Genomic DNA, 21,422 nt, shown 5'->3' with positions numbered 1-21,422 from the left:
GTCCTCAGCGGGCGCGCGGGTGCGTCGCGGCGTACACCTCGCGCAGGGTGTCGCGGGTCACGAGCGTGTAGATCTGGGTGGTCGTGACGGAGGCGTGGCCGAGCAGCTCCTGCACCACGCGCACGTCCGCCCCGCCGTTGAGCAGGTGGGTCGCGAACGAGTGGCGCAGCGTGTGGGGCGACACGTCCTCGACCCCGGCACGCTCCGCGGCGGCCCGCAGGATCGCCCACGCCGACTGGCGCGACAGGCGCCCGCCGCGCGTGTTGAGGAACAGGGCGGGGGTGCCGCGGCCGGCTTGGGCGAGCGGCGCGCGGGCACGGACCAGGTAGGCGTCGAGCGCGTCGACGGCGTAGCCGCCCACGGGGACGATGCGCTCCTTGCGACCCTTGCCGCGCAGCAGGACCGTCTCCTCGCCGGCGTCGAGCACCACGTCGTCGACGTCGAGGCCGACGGCCTCGGAGATGCGCGCGCCGGTCGCGTACACGAGCTCGAGCAGCGCGCGGTCGCGCAGCGGCGACGGGCCGTCGCCCGCACCCGCCTGGGCGAGGATGCGGTCCACCTCGTCGGTGCTGATGGCCTTGGGCAGCCGCTTGGGGATGGCGCGCGGCTTCACCTGCGCGGACGGGTCGCCGAGCGTCCATCCCTCGAGCACCGCGAAGCGGTGCCAGCCGCGCACCGCCACCACCGTGCGGGAGGCCGATGCGGGGGCGAGGGCGCGGCCGCCGTCGTCGCCCGTGCTCACCCCCTGGGCGAAGGCGGCGACGTCCTCGCGGGTGACGTCCTTGAGGTCCGCGAGCCCGCGCGCGGCCAGGAAGGAGGCGTAGCGGTCGAGGTCGCGGCGGTACGCGGCGACGGTGTTCGGGCTCAGCCCCCGCTCGACGGCGACGTGCGCGAGGTACGCGTCACGCTGCCGCTCGAGCATCGTCAGCGGACCGACAGCACGTCGGTGAGGAAGGGGTCCACCATCACCGCGGCGAAGACGATCGACAGGTAGGTGATCGAGTCGCGGAACAGGCGCATCTCGTGGAGCTTCGAGTGGCCCGCGCGCGAGCGGCGGTACATCCGCACGCAGCCCGCCAGGAACCACGCGCCGGCAGCGGCGGCGATGCCGACGTACACCCAGGTCATGCCGGCCACCCACGCGAGCACGAGCGACGTCGCGACCATCGCCGCGGCGTAGCCGATCATCTCGACCGCGACCGTTCGGGCGGGCGCGATCACGGGCAGCATCGGCACGCGCGCGTTCTCGTAGTCGCCGCGGAACTTCATCGACAGCGGCCAGTAGTGCGGCGGCGTCCAGAAGAAGATGATGAGGAACAGCAGGAACGGCGTCCACGCGAGCTCGTTGGTGACGGCCGCCCAGCCGATGAGCACCGGCATGCAGCCGGCGATGCCGCCCCACACGATGTTCTGCGCGGTGCGGCGCTTGAGGATCATCGTGTAGCCGACGACGTAGCCGAGGATCGCGAGCACCGACAGCACGGCCGCGAGCGGCGATCCGACGACGAGCCAGAACCACAGCGTCGACACGACCGACAGGACCCACGCGAAGACGAGCGCGCCGCGCTCCGAGACGGCCCCCGTGACGAGCGGGCGGCGGCGGGTGCGCTTCATCACCGCGTCGATGTCGCGGTCGAGGTAGCTGTTGAACACCTGGGCGCCCCCGGCGGACAGCGATCCGCCGATCAGGGTGCCCGCGAGGAGACCCACCGAGGGCCAGCCGTCGGCCGCGAGGACCATCGTCGGGATGGTGGTGACGAGCAGCAGCTCGATGATGCGCGGCTTCGTGAGCGCGACGTACGCCCCGATGGTCGCCCACACCCGGCGGGGGGCCGCGACGGGCACGGCGGCATGAGCCTCGGTGGTGGCGATCGGCATGCGGACAAGTGTAACCGCGCGCACCGGGACCAGGGTCCGTGGCGGCGCCGTCCCGACGCGTGGGATGGCACCGCTCACAGAAATGTGAACGTACTACAAAGCCGCCCGGCCCTTGTAGGCTGGCCCCCGTACCCGCTACCTGTCGAGGGAGACACCTGTGACCATCAACTGGACCGACGTCGACCGCCGGGCGGTCGACACCCTCCGCGTCCTCGCGGCGGACGCCGTCGAGAAGGTCGGCAACGGCCACCCCGGCACGGCCATCTCGCTGGCCCCCGCCGCCTACCTGCTCTTCCAGAACGTGATGAAGCACGACCCGGCGGACTCGCACTGGCTCGGCCGCGACCGCTTCGTGCTGTCCGCGGGTCACTCGTCGCTGACGCTCTACCTGCAGCTCTTCGCCTCCGGCTACCAGCTCTCGCTCGACGACCTCAAGTCGCTGCGCACCGAGGGCTCGCTCACCCCTGGCCACCCCGAGTACGGCCACACCGACGGCGTCGAGATCACGACCGGCCCGCTGGGCACCGGCATCGCGTCCTCGGTCGGCATGGCGATGGCGTCGCGCCGCGAGCGCGGCCTCCTCGACCCCGACGCCGCCCCCGGCACCTCGCCGTTCGACCACCACATCTACGTGATCGCGGGCGACGGCTGCCTCCAGGAGGGCGTCGCGCACGAGGCCTCGGCGCTCGCCGGCACGCAGGAGCTCGGCAACCTCATCGTCATCTGGGACGACAACAAGATCTCGATCGAGCACGAGACCGACATCTCCTTCACCGAGGACGTGCTGGGCCGCTACGAGGCGTACGGCTGGCACACCCAGAAGGTCTCGTGGGTCAAGGAGGACGGCTACCAGGAGGACCCGCAGGCCCTCTACGACGCCATCGAGGCCGCCAAGGCCGAGACCGGCAAGCCCTCCATCATCGCGCTCAGCACCATCATCGGCTGGCCGTCGCCCACCAAGCAGAACACGGGCGGCGTGCACGGCTCGGCGCTCGGCTCCGCCGAGGTCGCCGGCCTCAAGGAGGTGCTCGGCTTCGACCCCGAGCAGTCCTTCGTGGTGGAGCCCGAGGTGCTCGCGCACATGCACCTGGTCAAGGACCGCGGACAGGCCGCCCACTCCGAGTGGAACGCCGCGTTCTCCCGCTGGGAGGCCGAGAACCCCGAGCGCGCCGCGCTGCTCGCGCGCCTCGTGAACCGCGAGCTGCCCGAGGGCTGGGACGATGCGCTCCCCACCTTCGAGGTCGGCTCCAAGGTCGCGACCCGCGCCGCGTCGGGCAAGGTCCTCACGGCCCTCGCGCCGGTGCTGCCCGAGCTGTGGGGCGGCTCGGCCGACCTCGCGGGCTCGAACAACACCACCATGGCCGGCGAGCCCTCGTTCCTCCCGCCGCACCACTCCACCCACTCGTGGCCCGACGGCCAGTGGTACGGCCGCACGCTGCACTTCGGCATCCGCGAGTTCGGCATGGGCGCGATCCTCAACGGCATCACGCTGCACGGCCTCACCCGCGTCTACGGCGGCACGTTCCTGGTGTTCTCCGACTACATGCGCGCCTCGGTCCGCCTCGCGGCCCTCATGCAGATCCCGACCACGTTCGTGTGGACGCACGACTCGGTGGGCCTCGGCGAGGACGGCCCGACCCACCAGCCGATCGAGCACATCGCGACGCTGCGCGCGATCCCCGGCCTCGACGTGATCCGCCCCGCGGACGCGAACGAGACCGCGGCCGCGTGGAAGGCGATCCTGGAGACCACCGACCGTCCGTCGGCGATCATCCTGTCGCGCCAGAACCTCCCCGTGCTCGAGGGCACGTCGACCGAGGGCGTGCTCAAGGGCGCCTACGTCGTCGCGGGTGCCGACGAGGACGCCGACGTGCTCCTCATCGCCACCGGCTCCGAGGTCGCGGTCGCGGTCGAGGCGCGCGAGCTGCTCGCCGCCGAGGGCGTCAAGGCCCGCGTCGTGTCGATGCCGTCGCGCGAGCGCTTCTCGCGCCAGGACGCCGCGTACCGCGAGTCGGTGCTGCCCGCCGGGCTCAAGGCGCGCGTGTCGGTCGAGGCCGGCTCGGCGCTGGGCTGGCGCGACCTGGTCGGCGACGCCGGCCGCACGGTCGCGGTCGACCACTTCGGCGAGTCCGCCGACGGCGCGCTGCTGCTGAAGAAGTACGGCTTCAACCCGGAGAACGTCGCCGCCCAGGCGCGCGAGAGCATCGCCGCCGCGGGCTGACCCGCACCATCCACGACGAGGGGCTCCGCTGCGGCGGGGCCCCTCGTCGCGTCTCCCCTGCCCCCCGGGGGCCTCTCCACGCCGATGAGTCGCTCCTCCACCAGGAGACCCCGTCATCGGCCGCGATCCGCACCGGCGAACGTTCACATTGCGCGGCGCGTGTGGAGGGGCGCACGGCGCCGCCCGTCTCACCAGGTGGCGCCGTCGCATCGTGCCCGCGCAATAGGATGGCGGGAGCGTTCCTGTCCGTCTCGGCGTCCCCCCTGGAAGGTCACAGAGTGAACAATCCCCTGCGCGATCCGCGCGATCGTCGCCTGCCCCGCATCGCCGGCTCCTGCGGCCTCGTGATGTTCGGCGTCACCGGCGACCTCGCGCGCAAGAAGCTCATGCCCGCGGTGTACGACCTCGCGAACCGCGGCCTGTTGCCGCCGGCCTTCGCGCTCACGGGCTTCGCCCGCCGCGACTGGGACGAGCAGGACTTCGCGCAGGTGGTCCACGACTCGGTGAAGAAGTACGCGCGCACGCCGTTCCGCGAGGAGACCTGGCAGCAGCTCGCCGAGGGCATCCGCTTCGTGCAGGGCACGTTCGACGATCCGGAGGCGTTCAAGCGCCTGCGCGAGACCGTCGAGGAGCTCGACCGGGAGCGCGGCACGGGCGGCAACCACGCGTTCTACCTGTCGATCCCGCCGTCGGCGTTCCCGCAGGTGGTGACCCAGCTGCGCGAGTCCGGCCTGTCGGACCCGCGCGAGGGAACGTGGCGGCGCGTCGTCATCGAGAAGCCGTTCGGCCACAACCTCGAGTCCGCCGAGGAGCTCGACGCGGTGGTGTCGGACGTGTTCCCGCCCGACTCGGTGTTCCGCATCGACCACTACCTCGGCAAGGAGACGGTGCAGAACCTGCTGGCGCTGCGCTTCGCGAACCAACTGTTCGAGCCGATCTGGAACTCGCAGTACATCGACCACGTGCAGATCACGATGGCCGAGGACATCGGCATCGGGTCGCGAGCCGGCTACTTCGACGGCATCGGCACCGCCCGCGACGTCATCCAGAACCACCTGCTTCAGCTCTTCGCGCTCACCGCGATGGAGGAGCCCGCGAGCTTCGAGGCCGACGACCTCCGCATGGAGAAGGAGAAGGTGCTGCGCTCCACCGTCCTGCCCGCGGACCTGGGCGAGGGCACCGCGCGCGGCCAGTACGCGGCCGGCTGGCGCGGCGGCGAGCAGGTGGGCGGCTTCCTCGACGAGGACGGCATCTCCCCCGACTCGATCACCGAGACGTACGCCGCGATCCGCCTCGAGGTGCCCAACCGCCGCTGGGCCGGCACCCCGTTCTACCTGCGCGCCGGCAAGCGCCTCGGGCGCCGCGTCACCGAGATCGCGCTGGTGTTCAAGAAGGCGCCGTCGCCCCACTTCCAGGAGGTGAGCGGCGGCGACGCCGGCTCGAACGCCCTGGTCATCCGCGTCCAGCCGGACGAGGGCGTGACGCTGCGCTTCGGCTCCAAGGTGCCGGGCACCGCGATGGAGGTGCGCGACGTCACGATGGACTTCGCGTACGGCAACGCGTTCACCGAGAGCTCGCCGGAGGCCTACGAGCGCCTCATCCTCGACGTGCTGCTCGGCGACCCGCCGCTGTTCCCCCGCCAGGAGGAGGTCGCCCTCTCCTGGAAGATCCTCGACCCCATCACCGACTTCTGGTCCACCCAGGGGCAGCCCGAGCCCTACCGCTCCGGCACCTGGGGCCCGCCCAGCTCGGATGCGATGATGGCCCGCGACGGACGTGCCTGGAGGCGCCCATGATCATCGAGATCCCCGACACCACCACCGGCGAGATCAACAAGCGCCTGGTCGACTCGCGCAAGGAGGGCGGCGTCATCACACTCGCCCGCGTCATGACGCTCGTCATCGACGCGACCGGCGCGGACGCCGAGCAGGCGATCGCGACCGCGAACGTGGCCTCGCGCGAGCACCCGTGCCGGATCATCGTCATCGCGCCCGGCACCTCCGACGAGGCGCGCCTCGACGCGGAGATCCGCGTGGGCGGCGACGCCGGTGCGTCCGAGGTGATCGTGCTGCGTCCGTCCGGCGCGCAGATCGGCCACGACGACACCCTCGTCACCCCGCTGCTGCTGCCCGACGCGCCCATCGTCGTGTGGTGGCCCGCCGCGGTCCCCGACGACATGGCGGAGTGCGCGCTGGGCCGCATGGCGCAGCGCCGCATCACCGATACCAAGGGCGAGGCGGACCCCGTCGCGACGCTGCTGTCCCTCGCGCACTGCTACCGCCCGGGCGACACCGACCTCGCGTGGACGCGCCTCACCCGCTGGCGTGCGCTGCTGGCGGTGGCGCTCGAGCAGGTGCCGGACCCGCAGGTGACGCGCGCACGCATCCACGGCGACACCAACAGCCCGTCGATCCTGCTGCTCGGCGCATGGCTCAAGCGCGTGCTCGGCTGCGAGGTCGAGGCGGAGTACGACGACTCGGTCGCCGCGCTCCAGAGCATCGTGCTCGAGACGCCGTCCGGGCAGATCTCGATCAGCCGTCCGGACCGCTACAACGCCCGCATCACGCAGCCCGGGCAGCCGGACCACGTGATCGCGCTGCCCGCGCGCTCGCTCGAGGAGGCGCTGGCCGAGGAGCTGCGCCGCCTCGACTCCGACGAGGTCTACGGCGAGGCGCTCGCCTCGTTCACCGCCGAGACGGTGGTGCCGCTGTGACCGGCGTCTCCGACCACGCGACCCGCGTCGTCGTCCACCCGTCGGCCGAGGCTGTCACCGACGCGACCGCCGCGCGCCTGCTGGTGACGCTCATCGACACGCTGTCGGTGCAGGACCGCGCCGACGTGGTGCTGACGGGCGGCACGGTGGGCATCGCGACCCTCGCCGCGGCCGCCCGCTCACCCCTGGCGTCCGCCATCGACTGGACGAGCGTGCACCTGTGGTGGGGTGACGAGCGCTTCGTGCCCGCCGGCGACGCCGACCGCAACGAGGGCCAGGCGCAGGAGGCGCTGCTGGGCTCGCTGCCGCTGCCCGAGGAGAACATCCACCGGATGGGAGCCTCCTCCGCCTTCGCCTCCGCCGAGGAGGCCGCGGCCGCGTACGCCGACGACATCGCCGCCGCGGGCGCCCCCGCGTGGGACGTGCTCATGCTCGGCATGGGCCCCGACGGCCACGTGGCCTCGCTGTTCCCCGGCCACGCCGGCTACGAGGCGCGAGGATCCGAGGCCATCGCGGTGCACGACTCCCCCAAGCCGCCGCCCACCCGAGTCTCGCTCACCCTCGAGTCGATCCGCCGGGCCAAGCGCGTATGGATCGTCGCAGCGGGTGCCGCGAAGGCGGACGTGGTCGCGCGATCGCTGCACGGCGACCTCGAACTGCCGGCCGCGGCCGCGCGGGGGACGGCGGAGACGCTGTGGCTGGTCGACGCGGAGGCCGTGGCCAAGGTGTAGCCCGACGGCGTTGACCTCTCCACGCCGGTGAGGCGCTCCTCCACCAGAAACGCGGATGTGAACGAACACATCCGCATTTCGGTCGAGTGCATGGCGCTCGCGCGTGGAGAGGTCCCCGCGGGGCGGGCGGGGAAGGCTAGTGGCGCTTGCCCATCAGCAGGTCGCGACCCTCGGCGTCGACGCCCTCGCGCGCCGGCAGCTTCCCGCGGACCGTCTCCACGATGCCGTCGATGTCGAACTCGGCGGGCTTGGCGTAGATCTCCTCGCCGTCGGCCCGGAACGTGAACACGCCCTTGCGGCCGGTCTTGAGGGTCACGCCGGTGAGCGCGTTGCCGAACTCCTCCAGCAGCCGGGTCTGGGCGGCGGTGGCGCGCGGCAGGTAGCCGCAGGGCACGCAGTACTCGATCTCGATCTGCACGGTGGTTCCTTTCGTTCGTGCTGGGGCCAACCGTAGCGGGCCCCGGGAGATTCCCGCGGCGGGACGATGCGGCGCCCGGGTACGACGAAGGGGCCGCCCTCCCCGTCAAGGGAAGGGCGGCCCCTTCGTCACGACCGTGTCAGTCGGCGACCGCGAGATCGCCGCGACGGACGCGGAGCGAGGTGAGCGCCTCGTCGAGAAGGGCGGCGCCCTCCTCGTCACTGCGACGCTCCTTCACATACGCGAGGTGCGTCTTGTACGGCTCGTTGCGGATCGGCTCCGGAGGGTTGTCCGGGTCCAGACCGCCGGGGAGCCCGCAGCGCGGGCAGTCCCACTCGACCGGGATCTCCTGGTCGTCGCCGGTGGCGAAGCTCGGCGAGGTCACATGACCTCGCGCACAGTAGTAGGAGACGACCTGACGCGGCGCGGATTCGCCCCGCTCGTCCTCTCCCATGGGCCCGGCGCCTACGCGCGAGCCTCGGATGGCGTTGCCCCCTGCCATGGGTACGACCTCCGTCGCCTGCTAGAGGGAGAACCGGGACACGAGACCGAGCAGCACGACCACGGCCACCCAGACGATCGCGGTGCCCCACGTGATGCGCGTGAGGTTGCGCTCGCCTACGGCGGACGACTGGACGCCGGACGCGAGCCCGCCGCCGAACATGTCCGTGATGCCGCCGCCACGACCGCGGTGGATGAGCACCAGCGCGATGATGAGCAGCGAGGTCACGACAAGCATGACCCACAGGATGGTCTCAAGGATGTCCACTGTTCTCCCAGATGATGGATTGCGCTCACAAGGATACGCGACGCACAGCACCGGGCCGGCCCCGCGAGGGGCCGGCCCGGTGGTGGATCACATCGCGACGTTGTGCGCCTTGAATCGAGCGATCTTCGAGAACTCCTCGGGGTCGAGCGAGGCGCCGCCGACGAGGCCGCCGTCGACGTCCTCCTCCGCCATGAGCTGGGCGATCGACGAGGACTTCACCGAGCCGCCGTACAGGACGCGGACGCCGTCCGCCAGCTCCTGGTCGTACAGCTCCGCGAGACGGCCACGGATGGCCGCGCAGACCTCCTGCGCGTCCGCCGGGGTCGCGACCTCGCCGGTGCCGATGGCCCACACGGGCTCGTAGGCGATGACGACGTCCTTGGCCTGCTCCGCGGGGAGGTCGACCAGCGCGCCGTCGACCTGAGCGAGCGTGTAGGACACGTGCTCGCCGGCCTTGCGGATGTCGAGGCCCTCGCCGACGCAGACGATCGGCACGATGCCGTGCTCGAAGGCCGCCTTCGTCTTGGCCGCGACGACCTCGTCGGTCTCGCCGTGGTACTGGCGGCGCTCCGAGTGGCCGACGGCCACGAAGGACACGCCGAGCTTCGACAGCTGCGTGCCGGAGACCTCGCCGGTGTAGGCGCCCGAGGTGTGCTCGGAGATGTCCTGCGCGCCGTACTTGAGCTCGAGCTGGTCGGCGTCCACGAGGGTCTGCACGGAGCGCAGCGACGTGAACGACGGCAGCACGGCGACCTCGACCTCGGAGAAGTCGTGCTTGGCGTCGCGGAGCAGCCAGGCGAGCTTCTGGACGGTGTGCGTCGCCTCGAGGTGGTCGAGGTTGAGCTTCCAGTTGCCGGCGATCAGCGGGGTACGTGCCATGGTGTTCAGTCCTCCAGAACGGCGAGGCCCGGCAGGACCTTGCCCTCGAGCAGCTCGAGCGACGCGCCGCCGCCCGTGGAAATGTGGCCGAAGCCGGCCTCGTCGAAGCCGAGCAGGCGCACGGCCGCGGCCGAGTCGCCGCCGCCGACGACCGAGAAGCCCTCGGAGTCGATCATGGCCTGCGCGACGGCCTTGGTGCCGGCCGCGAAGGCCTCCATCTCGAACACGCCCATGGGGCCGTTCCAGACGATGGTCTTCGCGTCGGCGAGCTTGGACGCGAACAGCGCAGCCGAGTCGGGGCCGATGTCGAGGCCCATGCGGTCCGCGGGGATCGCGTCCGCGGCGACGACGAGCGCGTCGGCGTCGGCGGCGAACTTGTCCGCGGCGACGATGTCGGTCGGGAGCACGATCTCGACGCCGCTCTCCTCCGCCGTGGCCAGGTAGCCCTTGACGGTGTCGATCTGGTCGGACTCGAGCAGCGAGCTGCCGACCTCGTAGCCCTTGGCGGCGAGGAACGTGAAGACCATGCCGCCGCCGATGAGGAGGCGGTCGGCCTTGGTGAGCAGGTTCGCGATGACGCCGAGCTTGTCGGAGACCTTCGAGCCGCCGAGGACCACCGCGTACGGGCGGGCCGGGTCGGTGACGGCCTTGCCGAGCGACACGACCTCCTTCTCGACGAGGGTGCCGGCCGCGGCGGGCAGCTTCTTCGCGATGTCGTAGACCGAGGCCTGCTTGCGGTGGACGACGCCGAAGCCGTCCGAGACGAACGCGTCGGCGAGCTCGGCGAGCTCGGCGGCGAGCGCCTCGCGCTCCTCGTCCACCTTCGAGGTCTCGCGTGCGTCGAAGCGCACGTTCTCGAGCATCGCGACCTGGCCGGGCTCGAGCGCGGCGACGACTGCCTTGGCCGAGTCGCCGACGAGGTCCTCGGCGAGGGTGACGGGACGGCCGAGCAGCTCCGCGAGGCGGGCCGCGGCGGGCGCGAGCGAGTACTTGGCGTCGGGCTCGCCCTTGGGGCGGCCGAGGTGCGCGGTGACGATGACGGCGGCGCCGGCGTCGAGGAGCTTCTGGATCGTCGGGACGGAGGCGCGCACGCGGCCGTCGTCCGTGATCGTGGTGCCGTCGAGCGGGACGTTGAGGTCCGAGCGGACGAGCACCTTCTTGCCGGCGAGGTCGCCCAGCGAGTCGATGGTCTTCATGGAGGTTCCTGTCCTAGTGGAGATGGAAGGGAGAGCAGGGTGACGCGACGACGGCCGCACACGCCAGAGCGTGCACGGCCGTCGCAACGATCACATCGAGAGTGCTTAGAGGCGCTCGCCGACGTAGTTCGTGAGCTTGGCGAGCGACGCCGAGTAGCCCCACTCGTTGTCGTACCACGACACGACCTTGACGGTGGAGCCGGTCACGCGGGTGAGCTTGGCGTCGAAGATCGACTGGTGCGGGTCGCCCACGATGTCCGACGAGACGATGTCGTCCTCGGTGTAGGCGAGCGTGCCGGCCATCGCGCCCTCGGCGGCAGCCTTGATCGCGGCGTTGACCTCCTCGACGGTGGTCTCACGCGAGGCCTCGAAGGTGAGGTCGGTCGCCGAGCCGGTGATGGTCGGGACGCGCATCGCGAAGCCGTCGAGCTTGCCCTTGAGCTCGGGGAGCACGAGGGCCACGGCCTTGGCGGCACCGGTCGAGGTCGGCACGATGTTCTGCGCGGCCGCACGGGCGCGGCGCAGGTCCTTGTGCGGGCCGTCCTGGAGGTTCTGGTCGCCGGTGTAGGCGTGGATCGTGGTCATGAGGCCACGCTCGATGCCGATGGCGTCGTTGAGGGCCTTCGCGAACGGCGCGAGGCAGTTGGTGGTGCACGACGCGTTCGAGATGACGTTGTGGGCGGCCGGGTCGTAGTCGGTGTGGTTGACACCGACGACGAAGGTCGCGTCCTCGTTCTTCGCCGGGGCGGAGATGATGACCTTCTTGGCGCCGGCGGCGATGTGCGCCTTGGCCTTCTCGGCGTCGGTGAAGAAGCCGGTCGACTCGATCACGATGTCGGCGCCGAGCTCGCCCCACGGGAGGGCGGCGGGGTCGCGCTCCGCGAGAGCCTTGATCGCCTTGCCGTCGACGTAGATGTTGTCGTCGTCGTAGGAGACCTCACCGGGGAACTTGCCCAGCACGGTGTCGTACTTGAGGAGGTGGGCGAGGGTCTTGTTGTCCGTGAGGTCGTTGACGCCAACAACCTCGAAGTCGAAGCCGAGCTCACGCGCGGCGCGGAAGAAGTTACGTCCGATGCGGCCGAAGCCGTTGATGCCGACCTTGATGGTCACAGTGTGTCTCCTCCGTGCGTCGCCGGGGCGACGCGGTTGTGGATGTTGTGAGGTGCGCACGCCCACGTGCGCCGGACGCCGCTCGGGAGCGGGCCACTGCTTGAGAGCCTACTACTTCGCCGTTGAGCCGCCAGCCGGACAGAAGTCCCAGGTGAGGGCCCCGCGGAGGCCCTAGTCGTCCTCGAGGAGCTCCTGGCTGATGCCCGCCTCGGTGTCCGGGATGCCCAGCTCCTCGGCACGCTTGTCGGCGGTCGCGAGCAGGCGTCGGATGCGCCCCGCGACCGCGTCCTTGGTGAGCGGCGGGTCGGCGAGCTTGCCCAGCTCCTCGAGCGATGCCTCGCGGTTCGCGAGCCGCAGCTCGCCGGCCTCGCGCAGGTGCTCGGGCAGGTCCTCGCCGAGGATGTCGAAGGCGCGTGCGACGCGTGCTCCGGCCGCGACCGCGGCACGCGCGGAGCGGCGCAGGTTCGCGTCGTCGAAGTTCGCGAGCCGGTTCGCGGTGCCGCGCACCTCGCGGCGCGTGCGCTTCTCCTCCCACGCGAGGACCGAGTCGTGCGCGCCGAGCCTCGTCAGCAGCGAGGCGATCGCGTCGCCGTCACGGATGACGACCCGGTCGACGCCGCGCACCTCGCGGGACTTCGCGCCGATGCCGAGCCGGCGGGCCGCTCCGACGAGGGCGAGGGCCGCCTCGGGTCCGGGCGACGTCACCTCGAGCGCCGACGACCGGCCGGGCTCGGTGAGGGAGCCGTGCGCGAGGAACGCGCCGCGCCATGCCGCGACGGTGTCGTCGATGGCGCCTCCCACGACGTGCGGCGGCAGCCCGCGCACGGGTCGGCCGCGGTGGTCGAGCAGGCCGGTCTGGCGCGCGAGCGCCTCGCCCTCCTTCACCACCCGCACCACGTAGCGGTTGCCCTTCTTGAGCGCCCCGCCCGAGACCACGATGATCTCCGACCCGAGGCCGTAGGTCTCGTGGATGAACGTCCGTAGACGCCGCGCCGCGGCGGCGGTGTCGAGCTCCGCCTCGATGACGATGCGCCCGGAGACGATGTGCAGACCCCCCGCGAAGCGGAGCGTCGCCGCGATCTCCGCCTTGCGTGCGGAGACCTTCTCGACCGGGACGCGCGCGAGCTCGTCCTTCACCTGTGCCGTCAAAGCCATGGCGACAATCCTGCCATCTGTCAGCGCGCCGGCGCGCCGCCGCTGCGCACCCAGGTCACGAGCGACCGGTACTGCTCGCTCAGCAGCGCGGAATCGTGCCGGTCGACCGTGCCCGGCTCGCGCATCGGCGCCACGACGTAGCGGGCCCCCCAGGACTCGACGGCGGCCCTCAGCGCCGCATCGTCCTCCGTGGCGTCCACGAGCACCGCGGCGGGGACGAAGCCGGGAGCGGCGTCGCGCAGCGCGGCGATGTCGTCGATGCGGTCCGTGCCGGCCGTCTCCTCGTCCTCGTGCGCGATGTTGAGGGTGAGGATGGTGCGCGGGCCGGCCGCGACGAGGGCCGCCGCGACGCGCGGCACCAGGAAGTGCGTGAGGACCGACGTGTACCAGCTGCCGGGTCCGAGGATGATCGCGTCGGCCTCGGCGAGCGCCTCGAGCGTCGCGGCCGGGACGGCGGGATCGACCGGGTCGATCGCCAGGCACTGCATGCGTCCCGGCGCGGTCGCGACGGCGACCTGGCCGACCGCCCGCTCGACCCGTTGCCCGACGGTGAAGTCGGCGCTCACCGTGATGGGCTCGGTGGACACGGGCAGGACCCGCCCCTCGCATCGCAGCAGCCGCGCGACCCAGTCGAGACCGTCGACGATGCCTCCGGTGCGGTCCCACAGGCCCGCGATGAGCAGGTTGCCGACCGCGTGGCCGTCGAGCGGGCCGGAGGTCGCGAAGCGCCACTGCAGGACGTCGCGCCACGTGCGTCCCCAGTCGGTGTCCTCGCACAGCGCGGACAGCGCCATGCGCAGGTCGCCGGGCGGCGGCACCGGCATCTCGGCGCGGATGCGGCCGGACGAGCCGCCGTCGTCCGCGACCGTGACGACGGCGGTGAGCGTCTCGCACGCGCCGCGCAGCGCGGTCAGCGAGGCGTAGAGGCCGTGCCCGCCGCCGAGGGCGACGACGTGGGGGCCGGTCATCGCGGATCCCGGTCACGATGCGTGACGCGCACCTGGTAGCCGCGCTCGCCGAGCACGCGGCCCAGCTCCTCGGCCACCGCCACGGAGCGGTGCTTGCCGCCCGTGCACCCCACGCCGATCGTGACCGAGTGCTTGTCGTGCGCCCGGTAGCGGTCGAGGACGCCGGCGATCACGTCGGCGTAGCCGTCGACGAACTCGCGCGCGCCGTCCGAGGCGAGCACGTAGTCCCGTACCGGCGCATCCAGGCCTGTGAGCGGGCGCAGCTCGGGCTCCCAGTGCGGGTTCTGCAGGAACCGCACGTCGGCCACGAAGTCGGCGTCGTGCGGAGAGCCGTTCTTGAAGCCGAAGGACTGCACGTTGACCTGGAGCGGGCGCTCGGTCTCCCCCGCCACCTCGGTCATGACGTCCCGGAGCTGGTGCACGTTGAGCCGGCTGGTGTCGACCACCTCGGTGGACCGCTCGCGGACGGCGGTGAGCGCGGCGCGCTCGCGCGCGATGCCCTCGAGCAGGGTGCCGTCGCCCTGGAGCGGGTGCGGCCGGCGCGCCTCCTCGAAGCGGTGCACGAGCGCGGCGTCCGAGGCGTCGAGGAACACCAGGCGCACCGTGATGCCCCGCTCCTCGAGGTCGTCGAGCACCGCGATGACGTCCTGGAAGAAGTCGCCGCCGCGCACGTCGACCACGGCGGCCAGGCGGTGGTGGCGGCCGCGCCCCACCATCTCGACGAGGCCGGCGAGCAGCTGCGGCGGGAGGTTGTCGACCACGTACCAGCCGAGGTCCGCCAGGGCGGCTGCGGCCCTGGTCCGCCCGGCTCCCGACATGCCGGTGAGGACCATCACCTCGGCGTCGACGCCGGTCATGTCGAGCGCGGGGCGCGGGATGCCGGAGGGGAAGGTGACCGGGGGGACCTCGTCCATCATGCGTCCAGCATGCCAGCCTCGCCCCGCAGCGCCTGGTAGACAGTCCGTGCGGTGCCCGTGCCGACTCCCGGCACGAGCGCGATCTGCTCGATCGAGGCTTCCTTGAGCCGCGCGAGCGAGCCGAAGTGCGTGAGCAGCGCCTTCGCGCGGCCCGGGCCGACGCCGGGCACCTCGTCGAGCTGCGACACCTTCATCGCCTTGGTGCGCTTGGCGCGGTGGTGCTTGATCGCGAAGCGGTGGGCCTCGTCGCGCACCCGCTGGAGCAGGTACAGCGCCTCGGAGCCGCGCGGCAGGATGACCGGGAAGTCGTCGCCGGGGATCCACACCTCCTCGAGGCGCTTCGCGAGGCCGACCACCGCGATGTCCGGCACCCCGACCTCGTCGAGGGTCCGCCGCGCCGCGTTCACCTGCGGGAGGCCGCCGTCGACCACCACGAGCTGCGGCGGGTACGCGAACCGCGCGGTCTCGCGCTCCTCGGGGGGCAGCTGCGACTCCTCGAGGTAGCGGCGGAAGCGGCGGGACAGCACCTCGTGCATCGCGGCGGTGTCGTCGACCGCGTCGGCGATCGAGAACTGGCGGTACTCCGGCTTGCGCGCGATCGCGTCCTCGAACACCACCATCGAGCCGACCTGGTTGGTGCCCTGAGTGTGGGAGATGTCGTAGCACTCGATGCGCAGCGGCGCCTCGGCGAGCCCGAGCGCCTCCTGCAGCTCCTGCAGCGCGGCAGAGCGCGTGGTGAGGTCGGAGGCGCGCTTGAGCCGGTGCTGCTCGAGCACCTGGCGCGCGTTGCCGTGGCCGGTCTGGGCCAGCTCCGCTTTCTTGCCGCGGGCGGGCACGCGCATCGTCACCCTGGCGCCGCGCAGCCCGCTCAGCCACTCGGTGAGGATCGCGGAGTCGTCGGGCAGGTGCGGGACGAGGACCTCGGGCGGGATCTCCTCCGCGTCGGCCGCGCCGTACGCCTCCTCGAGGAGTCGCACCACCATGCCGGCCGGGCCCAGCGGCTCCGGCTTGTCGACCACCCAGCCGCGCTCGCCGGCGATGCGCCCGTCGCGCACGTGGAACACGTGCGCCGCGGCCTCGAGCTCGTCGTCGTCGAGGGAGAAGATGTCCGCGTCCACGCCCGCGTCGAGCACGATCGCGTTGCGCGCCATCACCGAGTCGAGTGCGCGCAGGCGGTCGCGGGCCCGTGCCGCCGCCTCGAAGTCCTCGCGCTCGGCGGCCGCCTGCATCGAGGCCGTGAGGTCCCGCACGAGCGACTTGGCGTCGCCCGCGAGCACCTGGCATGCCCGCTCGGCGAGGGCCTTGTGGTCCTCGGGCGAGATGCGTCCCACGCACGGCGCGGCGCACTTGTCGATGTAGCCCAGGAGGCACGGCCGGCCCTGGCGCTCGGCCTTGCGGAACACCCCTGGCGCGCAGGTGCGCACCGGGAGCGCGGTGAGGAGCGTGTCGACGGTCTCGCGGATCGCCCACGCCTTCGCGTAGGGCCCGAAGTACCGCACGCCCTTCTTGCGCTCGCCGCGCATCACCTGCATGCGCGGGAACCTCTCGTTCATCGTGACGGCGAGGTACGGGTACGACTTGTCGTCGCGGAAGACGACGTTGAACCGCGGGTCGTACTGCTTGATCCACGTGTGCTCGAGGATGAGCGCCTCGACCTCGTTGCGCACCACCGTCCATTCGACGGACGATGCGGTGGTCACCATGGCGCGGGTGCGCGGGTGGAGCTGGGCGGGGTCCTGGAAGTAGTTCGCGAGACGCGCGCGGAGGCTCTTCGCCTTGCCCACGTAGACCACGCGGCCGTGCGGGTCCCGGAACCGGTACACGCCCGGCTGGGTCGGGATCGTGCCGGGCGCGGGGCGGTACGAGGCGGGGTCGGTCACGTCGCCAGCCTAGGGATCAGGCGGGGGCCGGCGCGCCGAGGATCTCCGCGAGGAACGCACCCGTGTGGGAGCCCTCCGCGCCCGCGACCTGCTCCGGGGTGCCCTCCGCGATGACCATGCCGCCGCCCGAGCCTCCCTCGGGGCCCATGTCGATGACCCAGTCCGAGGACTTGATGACGTCGAGGTTGTGCTCGATCACGATGACCGTGTTGCCCTTCTCGACGAGCCCCTGGAGCACGCCGAGCAGCTTGCGGACGTCCTCGAAGTGCAGCCCGGTCGTGGGCTCGTCGAGCACGTAGACCGTCCGTCCCGTGGAGCGCCGCTGGAGCTCGGAGGCGAGCTTGACGCGCTGCGCCTCGCCGCCCGAGAGGGTGGGCGCGGGCTGGCCGAGACGCACGTAGCCGAGACCCACGTCGACGAGCGTCGTGAGGTGGCGCGCGATCGACGGGATCGCCTCGAAGAAGTGCGAGGCCTCCTCGATCGGCATGTCGAGCACGTCGGCCACGTTCTTGCCCTTGAAGTGCACCTCGAGCGTCTCCCGGTTGTACCGGGCGCCCTTGCACACCTCGCACGGCACGTAGACGTCGGGAAGGAAGTTCATCTCGATCTTGAGCGTGCCGTCGCCCGCGCACGCCTCGCATCGTCCGCCCTTGACGTTGAACGAGAAGCGGCCGGGGCCGTAGCCGCGGACCTTCGCCTCCTGCGTGTCCGCGAAGAGCTTGCGCACCTTGTCCCACACGCCCGTGTAGGTGGCGGGGTTGGAGCGCGGCGTGCGGCCGATGGGGCCCTGGTCGACGTGGACGATCTTGTCGAGCTGGTCCGTGCCGGTGATGCGGGTGTGGCGGCCGGCGACCTGGCGGGCGCCGTTGAGCGTGTTCGCGAGGCTCGTGTAGAGGATGGAGTTGACGAGCGTCGACTTGCCGGAGCCGGACACGCCGGTCACCGCGGTGAGGACGCCGAGCGGGAAGCTCACGTCGATGCCGCGGAGGTTGTGCTCGCGCGCGCCCACGACGGTGACCTGCCGCTTGCGGTCGATCGCACGCCGCGACTCGGGCAGCTCGATGGTGCGGCGGCCGGCGACGTACGCGCCGGTGATGGAGCGGTCGTTGGACAGGAGGTCGTCGTACGTGCCCGAGTGGACCACCTCTCCCCCGTGCTCGCCTGCGCCGGGGCCGATGTCGACGACCCAGTCCGCGGTGCGGATGGTGTCCTCGTCGTGCTCGACGACGATGAGCGTGTTGCCGAGGTCGCGCAGGCGCGTGAGGGTGTCGATGAGGCGGCGGTTGTCGCGCTGGTGCAGGCCGATGCTCGGCTCGTCCAGCACGTAGAGCACGCCCACCAGGCCGGAGCCGATCTGGGTGGCGAGGCGGATGCGCTGCGCCTCGCCGCCCGACAGCGTGCCGGCCGCGCGTGCGAGCGTGAGGTAGTCGAGACCCACGTCGAGCAGGAAGCCGAGACGGGCGTCGATCTCCTTGAGGACCTGGACGGCGATCTGGCGCCCGGGCTCGTCGAGCTCGGCGGTCAGGAGGAAGTCGCGCGCCTCCGCGATGGAGAGCTCGCAGACCTCGGCGATGGACCGGCCGCCGATCGTCACCGACAGCACCTCGGGCTTGAGGCGCGCGCCGCGGCACACGGGGCACGGCACCTCACGCATGTACGACTCGTACTTCTCGCGCGACCACTCGGACTCGGTCTGCTCGTGGAGGCGCTCGATCCAGGTGATGACGCCCTCGAAGCCGGTCGTGTACTGACGCTCGCGTCCGTAGCGGTTCCGGAACTTCACGTGGACCTTGTAGTCCTTGCCCGTGAGGATCGCCGTCTGCGCCTCCTTGGGAAGGTCCTTCCACGGGGTCTCCATGTCGAAGCCCAGATCGTCGGCGAGCGCGGTGAGGGTGCGGGTGAAGTAGTCCGAGCTGGTGGCGGCCCAGGGCGCGACGGCGCCGTCGCGCAGCGACAGCTCGCGGTCCGGGATCACGAGGTCGGGGTCGACCTCGAGCCGGATGCCGATGCCGGTGCACTCGGGGCACGCGCCGTACGGGGCGTTGAAGGAGAAGGTGCGCGGCTCCATCTCCTCGAGCGTGAGGACGTGGTCGTTGGGGCACGCGCGCTTCTCCGAGTAGCGGCGGGGCTCCATCTCGCCGTCGACGGGGTCGATGATGACCAGGCCGTCGGCGATGCGCAGCGCGGTCTCGACCGAGTCCGTGAGGCGCTGACGCACGCCGTCACGCGCGACGAGGCGGTCGACCACGACCTCGATGTCGTGCTTGAGCTTCTTCTCGAGCTTGGGCGGCTCGGTGAGCTGGACCGTCTCGCCGTCGACGCGGGCGCGGGCGAAGCCCTGCTGCTGGAGGTCCTCGAACAGATCCTGGTACTCGCCCTTGCGGCCGCGGACCACAGGCGCGAGCACCTGGTAGCGGGTGCCCTCGGGCAGCGCGAGCACGGAGTCGACGATCTGCTGCGGGGTCTGCGCCTGGATCTGCTCGCCGCACACCGGGCAGTGCGGGGTGCCGACCCGCGCGAACAGCAGGCGGAGGTAGTCGTAGACCTCGGTGATGGTGCCGACGGTCGAGCGCGGGTTGCGGTTGGTCGACTTCTGGTCGATCGACACCGCGGGCGACAGGCCCTCGATGAAGTCGACGTCGGGCTTGTCCATCTGGCCGAGGAACTGGCGCGCGTACGCGCTCAGCGACTCGACGTAGCGGCGCTGGCCCTCGGCGAAGATGGTGTCGAACGCGAGGGACGACTTGCCGGAGCCGGAGAGGCCGGAGAAGACGATGAGGGCGTCGCGGGGAAGGTCGAGGTCGACACCCTTGAGGTTGTGCTCACGCGCACCGCGGACGAGGAGACGGTCGTTCACCCGGCCATGCTACGCGGAATCCGCTTCGAACACACGTTCGATCCGGCGTGTCGTGGGCGCGGCGTCCCGTTCGCGCCACGCCACCGCCCGGCCCCCGCTGCCTGCGGCACCGCCGCTGCTGCGCCCTCGCGCGCCTCGCCGCGGGCCAGGCAGGCGCGCTCGAGTGCAAGTCGTGCACGCGAATTTCAGGAATCGCTTGGACAGCCCCGCCGGAGGGACGGTTCCGCTCCCCGTTGCGGGGCCTGTTCAAGCCTGCGTTGAAATACGCGGACATGAAGTGCGCACCCGCGCGCCGACACGCCACCGCCCCGATGCCCCGACCCGCCCGCGCGCGGCGCCGGACGCGCTGGGGCGGCCGTGCCGAGGCGCGGGTCGTGCAAGATGGGCGCATGAGCCTCTACGCGATCCACTACGTCTACGACGACCGCGCCGCCGAGCGCGAGGAGATGCGCCCCCTGCACCGCGCCTGGATGCTCGGCCTGGCCGAGCAGGGCATCGCCAAGGTCTTCGGCCGCTACGAGGACGAGGGCCAGCCCGGCGCGCTGCTGGTCTTCGAGGCGGAGAGCGCCGCGGCCGTCGAGGAGCTGCTCGCCGCGGACCCGTACCAGGCCGCCGGGCTCGTGGTCGGGCACACGGTACGCGACTGGCCGGCCGGAGGCCCCTGGACCGCCTGACCAGCCGAGGGTTCAGTCGTCCTCGGCGGACTCGACAGGCTCGGGATGCGCCGCGTGCTGCGACCGGCGGTCGCGCCCGCCGCGGGTGACCCGCACGCTCGCCAGCGCCGCGACGCCGATCACCACGATGATCACCAGCAGGGACTGGTTCGAGGACGGCACCCACACGTCGAAGGGCTCGCCGCCGTTGAGGAACGGCAGCGAGTTCTCGTGCAGCGCCTCGAGCACCAGCTTGACGCCGATGAAGCCCAGCACCACCGAGAGTCCGTAGGACAGGTAGACCAGGCGCGCGAGCAGCCCGTCGACCAGGAAGAACAGCTGGCGCAGGCCCAGGAGCGCGAACGCGTTGGCCGTGAACACGATGTACGGGTCCTGCGTGAGCCCGAAGATCGCCGGGATCGAGTCCAGCGCGAACAGCACGTCGGTGCCGCCGATCGCGAGCACGACGAGCAGCAGCGGCGTGATGGCGCGGCGCCCGGCGTCGCGGATGACGAACCGGCCGTCGCGGTAGCCGTCGGTGACCGGCAGGAGGCGCCGCGCGGTGCGGACGAGGAGGTTCTCCTTGTACTCGACGTCGCCCTCCTCGGCGCCGCCCTCGCGCGCGATCACGATCGCCGTGTAGAGCAGGAACGCGCCGAACAGGTAGAACGTCCAGCTGAAGGTCGACAGCGCCGCCGCACCCGCCGCGATGAAGACGCCGCGCAGCACGAGCGCGATCGCGATGCCGATGAGGAGCACGCGCTGCCGGAGCTTCGGCGGCACCGCGAAGCGCGACAGGATCACCAGGAAGACGAAGAGGTTGTCGATCGACAGCGACTTCTCGGTGATGAAGCCGGCGATGAACTCGGTGCCCTTCGCGGGCGAGTTCCACCACCACATCGACGCGCCGAACGCGAACGCCAACGCGATGTAGAAGACCGACCACCACGCCGACTCCCGGAACGAGGGCACGTGCGGCTTCGCCACCACGACCACGAAGTCGAACACGAACAGTCCGACGATGCCGGCGATCGTGATCGCCCAGACGAGCCCAGATTCCACCGGACCATCCTAGGG

At 71.7% G+C, this 21,422-nt stretch carries 19 protein-coding genes; 5 read left to right on the top strand and 14 right to left on the bottom strand.

The window, feature by feature from the left end:
- Positions 1-4: 4 nt before the first annotated feature.
- Both xerD and QQX09_RS00370 read right to left on the bottom strand, forming a co-directional pair.
- Positions 5-922, bottom strand: coding sequence for a site-specific tyrosine recombinase XerD (gene xerD / locus QQX09_RS00375; RefSeq protein WP_301130727.1), 918 nt, complete (start codon positions 920-922; stop codon positions 5-7).
- Between the two features lie 2 nt (positions 923-924).
- Entirely contained in the window at positions 925-1,878 is a 954-nt protein-coding gene (locus QQX09_RS00370) for a heme o synthase (RefSeq protein WP_301130726.1), read from the bottom strand.
- Between the two features lie 139 nt (positions 1,879-2,017).
- Between QQX09_RS00370 and tkt the strand changes: the two genes are divergently transcribed.
- The 4 genes from tkt to pgl all read left to right on the top strand — a co-directional run bounded on the left by tkt (position 2,018) and on the right by pgl (position 7,543).
- On the top strand, positions 2,018-4,099 hold the full coding sequence (gene tkt, locus QQX09_RS00365; RefSeq protein ID WP_436969036.1) for a transketolase: 2,082 nt from the start codon (positions 2,018-2,020) through the stop codon (positions 4,097-4,099).
- Between the two features lie 227 nt (positions 4,100-4,326).
- Positions 4,327-5,895, top strand: coding sequence for a glucose-6-phosphate dehydrogenase (gene zwf / locus QQX09_RS00360; protein ID WP_436969028.1), 1,569 nt, complete (start codon positions 4,327-4,329; stop codon positions 5,893-5,895).
- Positions 5,892-6,812, top strand: a complete 921-nt coding sequence (locus QQX09_RS00355) for a glucose-6-phosphate dehydrogenase assembly protein OpcA (RefSeq protein WP_301130723.1) — start codon at positions 5,892-5,894, stop codon at positions 6,810-6,812. The genes zwf and QQX09_RS00355 overlap by 4 nt, the downstream gene beginning before the upstream one ends.
- Entirely contained in the window at positions 6,809-7,543 is a 735-nt protein-coding gene (pgl, locus tag QQX09_RS00350; protein ID WP_301130722.1) for a 6-phosphogluconolactonase, read from the top strand. Before QQX09_RS00355 ends, pgl begins: the two co-directional genes overlap by 4 nt.
- A gap of 136 nt (positions 7,544-7,679) precedes the next feature.
- On the opposite strand, the gene QQX09_RS00345 is transcribed toward pgl, so the two are convergent.
- The 11 genes from QQX09_RS00345 to uvrA form a co-directional block, all read right to left on the bottom strand.
- Positions 7,680-7,961, bottom strand: coding sequence for a SelT/SelW/SelH family protein (locus QQX09_RS00345; protein WP_301130721.1), 282 nt, complete (start codon positions 7,959-7,961; stop codon positions 7,680-7,682).
- Between the two features lie 139 nt (positions 7,962-8,100).
- Positions 8,101-8,463 (bottom strand): RNA polymerase-binding protein RbpA, encoded by a 363-nt coding sequence (locus tag QQX09_RS00340; RefSeq protein ID WP_062295965.1) that lies wholly within the window; start codon positions 8,461-8,463, stop codon positions 8,101-8,103.
- 21 nt (positions 8,464-8,484) lie between these two features.
- The gene (gene secG / locus QQX09_RS00335; protein ID WP_301130720.1) at positions 8,485-8,730 is read right to left on the bottom strand and encodes a preprotein translocase subunit SecG; all 246 of its coding nucleotides are present in this window, start codon (positions 8,728-8,730) and stop codon (positions 8,485-8,487) included.
- A gap of 87 nt (positions 8,731-8,817) precedes the next feature.
- A complete protein-coding gene (gene tpiA / locus QQX09_RS00330; RefSeq protein WP_301130719.1) occupies positions 8,818-9,609 on the bottom strand; it encodes a triose-phosphate isomerase in 792 nt (263 codons plus the stop codon).
- Between the two features lie 5 nt (positions 9,610-9,614).
- Positions 9,615-10,805 carry a phosphoglycerate kinase gene (locus QQX09_RS00325; protein WP_301130718.1) on the bottom strand — a complete coding sequence of 397 codons (1,191 nt, stop codon included), beginning with the start codon at positions 10,803-10,805 and terminating at the stop codon, positions 9,615-9,617.
- A gap of 105 nt (positions 10,806-10,910) precedes the next feature.
- Positions 10,911-11,915 carry a type I glyceraldehyde-3-phosphate dehydrogenase gene (gap, locus tag QQX09_RS00320; RefSeq protein WP_301130717.1) on the bottom strand — a complete coding sequence of 335 codons (1,005 nt, stop codon included), beginning with the start codon at positions 11,913-11,915 and terminating at the stop codon, positions 10,911-10,913.
- A gap of 171 nt (positions 11,916-12,086) precedes the next feature.
- Positions 12,087-13,070 (bottom strand): DNA-binding protein WhiA, encoded by a 984-nt coding sequence (gene whiA / locus QQX09_RS00315; RefSeq protein WP_301130716.1) that lies wholly within the window; start codon positions 13,068-13,070, stop codon positions 12,087-12,089.
- A 20-nt stretch (positions 13,071-13,090) separates the two neighbouring features.
- Positions 13,091-14,038: a gluconeogenesis factor YvcK family protein gene (locus tag QQX09_RS00310; RefSeq protein ID WP_301130715.1), complete on the bottom strand. Its 948-nt coding sequence runs from the start codon at positions 14,036-14,038 to the stop codon at positions 13,091-13,093.
- Positions 14,035-14,955 (bottom strand): RNase adapter RapZ, encoded by a 921-nt coding sequence (rapZ, locus tag QQX09_RS00305; protein WP_301130714.1) that lies wholly within the window; start codon positions 14,953-14,955, stop codon positions 14,035-14,037. The genes QQX09_RS00310 and rapZ overlap by 4 nt, the downstream gene beginning before the upstream one ends.
- Positions 14,952-16,835, bottom strand: coding sequence for an excinuclease ABC subunit UvrC (gene uvrC, locus QQX09_RS00300; RefSeq protein ID WP_301130713.1), 1,884 nt, complete (start codon positions 16,833-16,835; stop codon positions 14,952-14,954). Before uvrC ends, rapZ begins: the two co-directional genes overlap by 4 nt.
- Before the next feature lie 16 nt (positions 16,836-16,851).
- Positions 16,852-19,692, bottom strand: a complete 2,841-nt coding sequence (gene uvrA, locus QQX09_RS00295; protein WP_301130712.1) for an excinuclease ABC subunit UvrA — start codon at positions 19,690-19,692, stop codon at positions 16,852-16,854.
- A 389-nt stretch (positions 19,693-20,081) separates the two neighbouring features.
- On the opposite strand from uvrA, the gene QQX09_RS00290 reads away from it, so the two are divergent.
- Positions 20,082-20,366, top strand: a complete 285-nt coding sequence (locus QQX09_RS00290; RefSeq protein ID WP_301130711.1) for a YciI family protein — start codon at positions 20,082-20,084, stop codon at positions 20,364-20,366.
- Between the two features lie 12 nt (positions 20,367-20,378).
- On the opposite strand, the gene QQX09_RS00285 is transcribed toward QQX09_RS00290, so the two are convergent.
- A complete protein-coding gene (locus QQX09_RS00285) occupies positions 20,379-21,407 on the bottom strand; it encodes a TerC family protein (protein WP_301130710.1) in 1,029 nt (342 codons plus the stop codon).
- Between the last annotated feature and the right edge of the window lie 15 nt (positions 21,408-21,422).

Source organism: Demequina litoralis (assembly GCF_030418455.1).
Classification (GTDB): Bacteria; Actinomycetota; Actinomycetes; order Actinomycetales; family Demequinaceae; genus Demequina; species Demequina litoralis.
Note: the sequence above shows the minus strand (reverse complement) of the source record. Positions and strands in the feature narration are given on the sequence as shown.

What these genes read in the sequence shown, in the direction of transcription:
- QQX09_RS00355 (WP_301130723.1), top strand. Translation starts at nt 5,892, where the DNA reads ATGATCATCGAGATCCCCGACACCACCACCGGCGAGATCAACAAGCGC.
- QQX09_RS00370 (WP_301130726.1), bottom strand. Translation starts at nt 1,878, where the DNA reads ATGCCGATCGCCACCACCGAGGCTCATGCCGCCGTGCCCGTCGCGGCC.
- zwf (WP_436969028.1), top strand. Translation starts at nt 4,327, where the DNA reads ATGGCGGGAGCGTTCCTGTCCGTCTCGGCGTCCCCCCTGGAAGGTCAC.
- QQX09_RS00310 (WP_301130715.1), bottom strand. Translation starts at nt 14,038, where the DNA reads ATGACCGGCCCCCACGTCGTCGCCCTCGGCGGCGGGCACGGCCTCTAC.
- QQX09_RS00290 (WP_301130711.1), top strand. Translation starts at nt 20,082, where the DNA reads ATGAGCCTCTACGCGATCCACTACGTCTACGACGACCGCGCCGCCGAG.
- QQX09_RS00325 (WP_301130718.1), bottom strand. Translation starts at nt 10,805, where the DNA reads ATGAAGACCATCGACTCGCTGGGCGACCTCGCCGGCAAGAAGGTGCTC.
- QQX09_RS00340 (WP_062295965.1), bottom strand. Translation starts at nt 8,463, where the DNA reads ATGGCAGGGGGCAACGCCATCCGAGGCTCGCGCGTAGGCGCCGGGCCC.
- whiA (WP_301130716.1), bottom strand. Translation starts at nt 13,070, where the DNA reads ATGGCTTTGACGGCACAGGTGAAGGACGAGCTCGCGCGCGTCCCGGTC.
- rapZ (WP_301130714.1), bottom strand. Translation starts at nt 14,955, where the DNA reads ATGATGGACGAGGTCCCCCCGGTCACCTTCCCCTCCGGCATCCCGCGC.
- xerD (WP_301130727.1), bottom strand. Translation starts at nt 922, where the DNA reads ATGCTCGAGCGGCAGCGTGACGCGTACCTCGCGCACGTCGCCGTCGAG.
- tpiA (WP_301130719.1), bottom strand. Translation starts at nt 9,609, where the DNA reads ATGGCACGTACCCCGCTGATCGCCGGCAACTGGAAGCTCAACCTCGAC.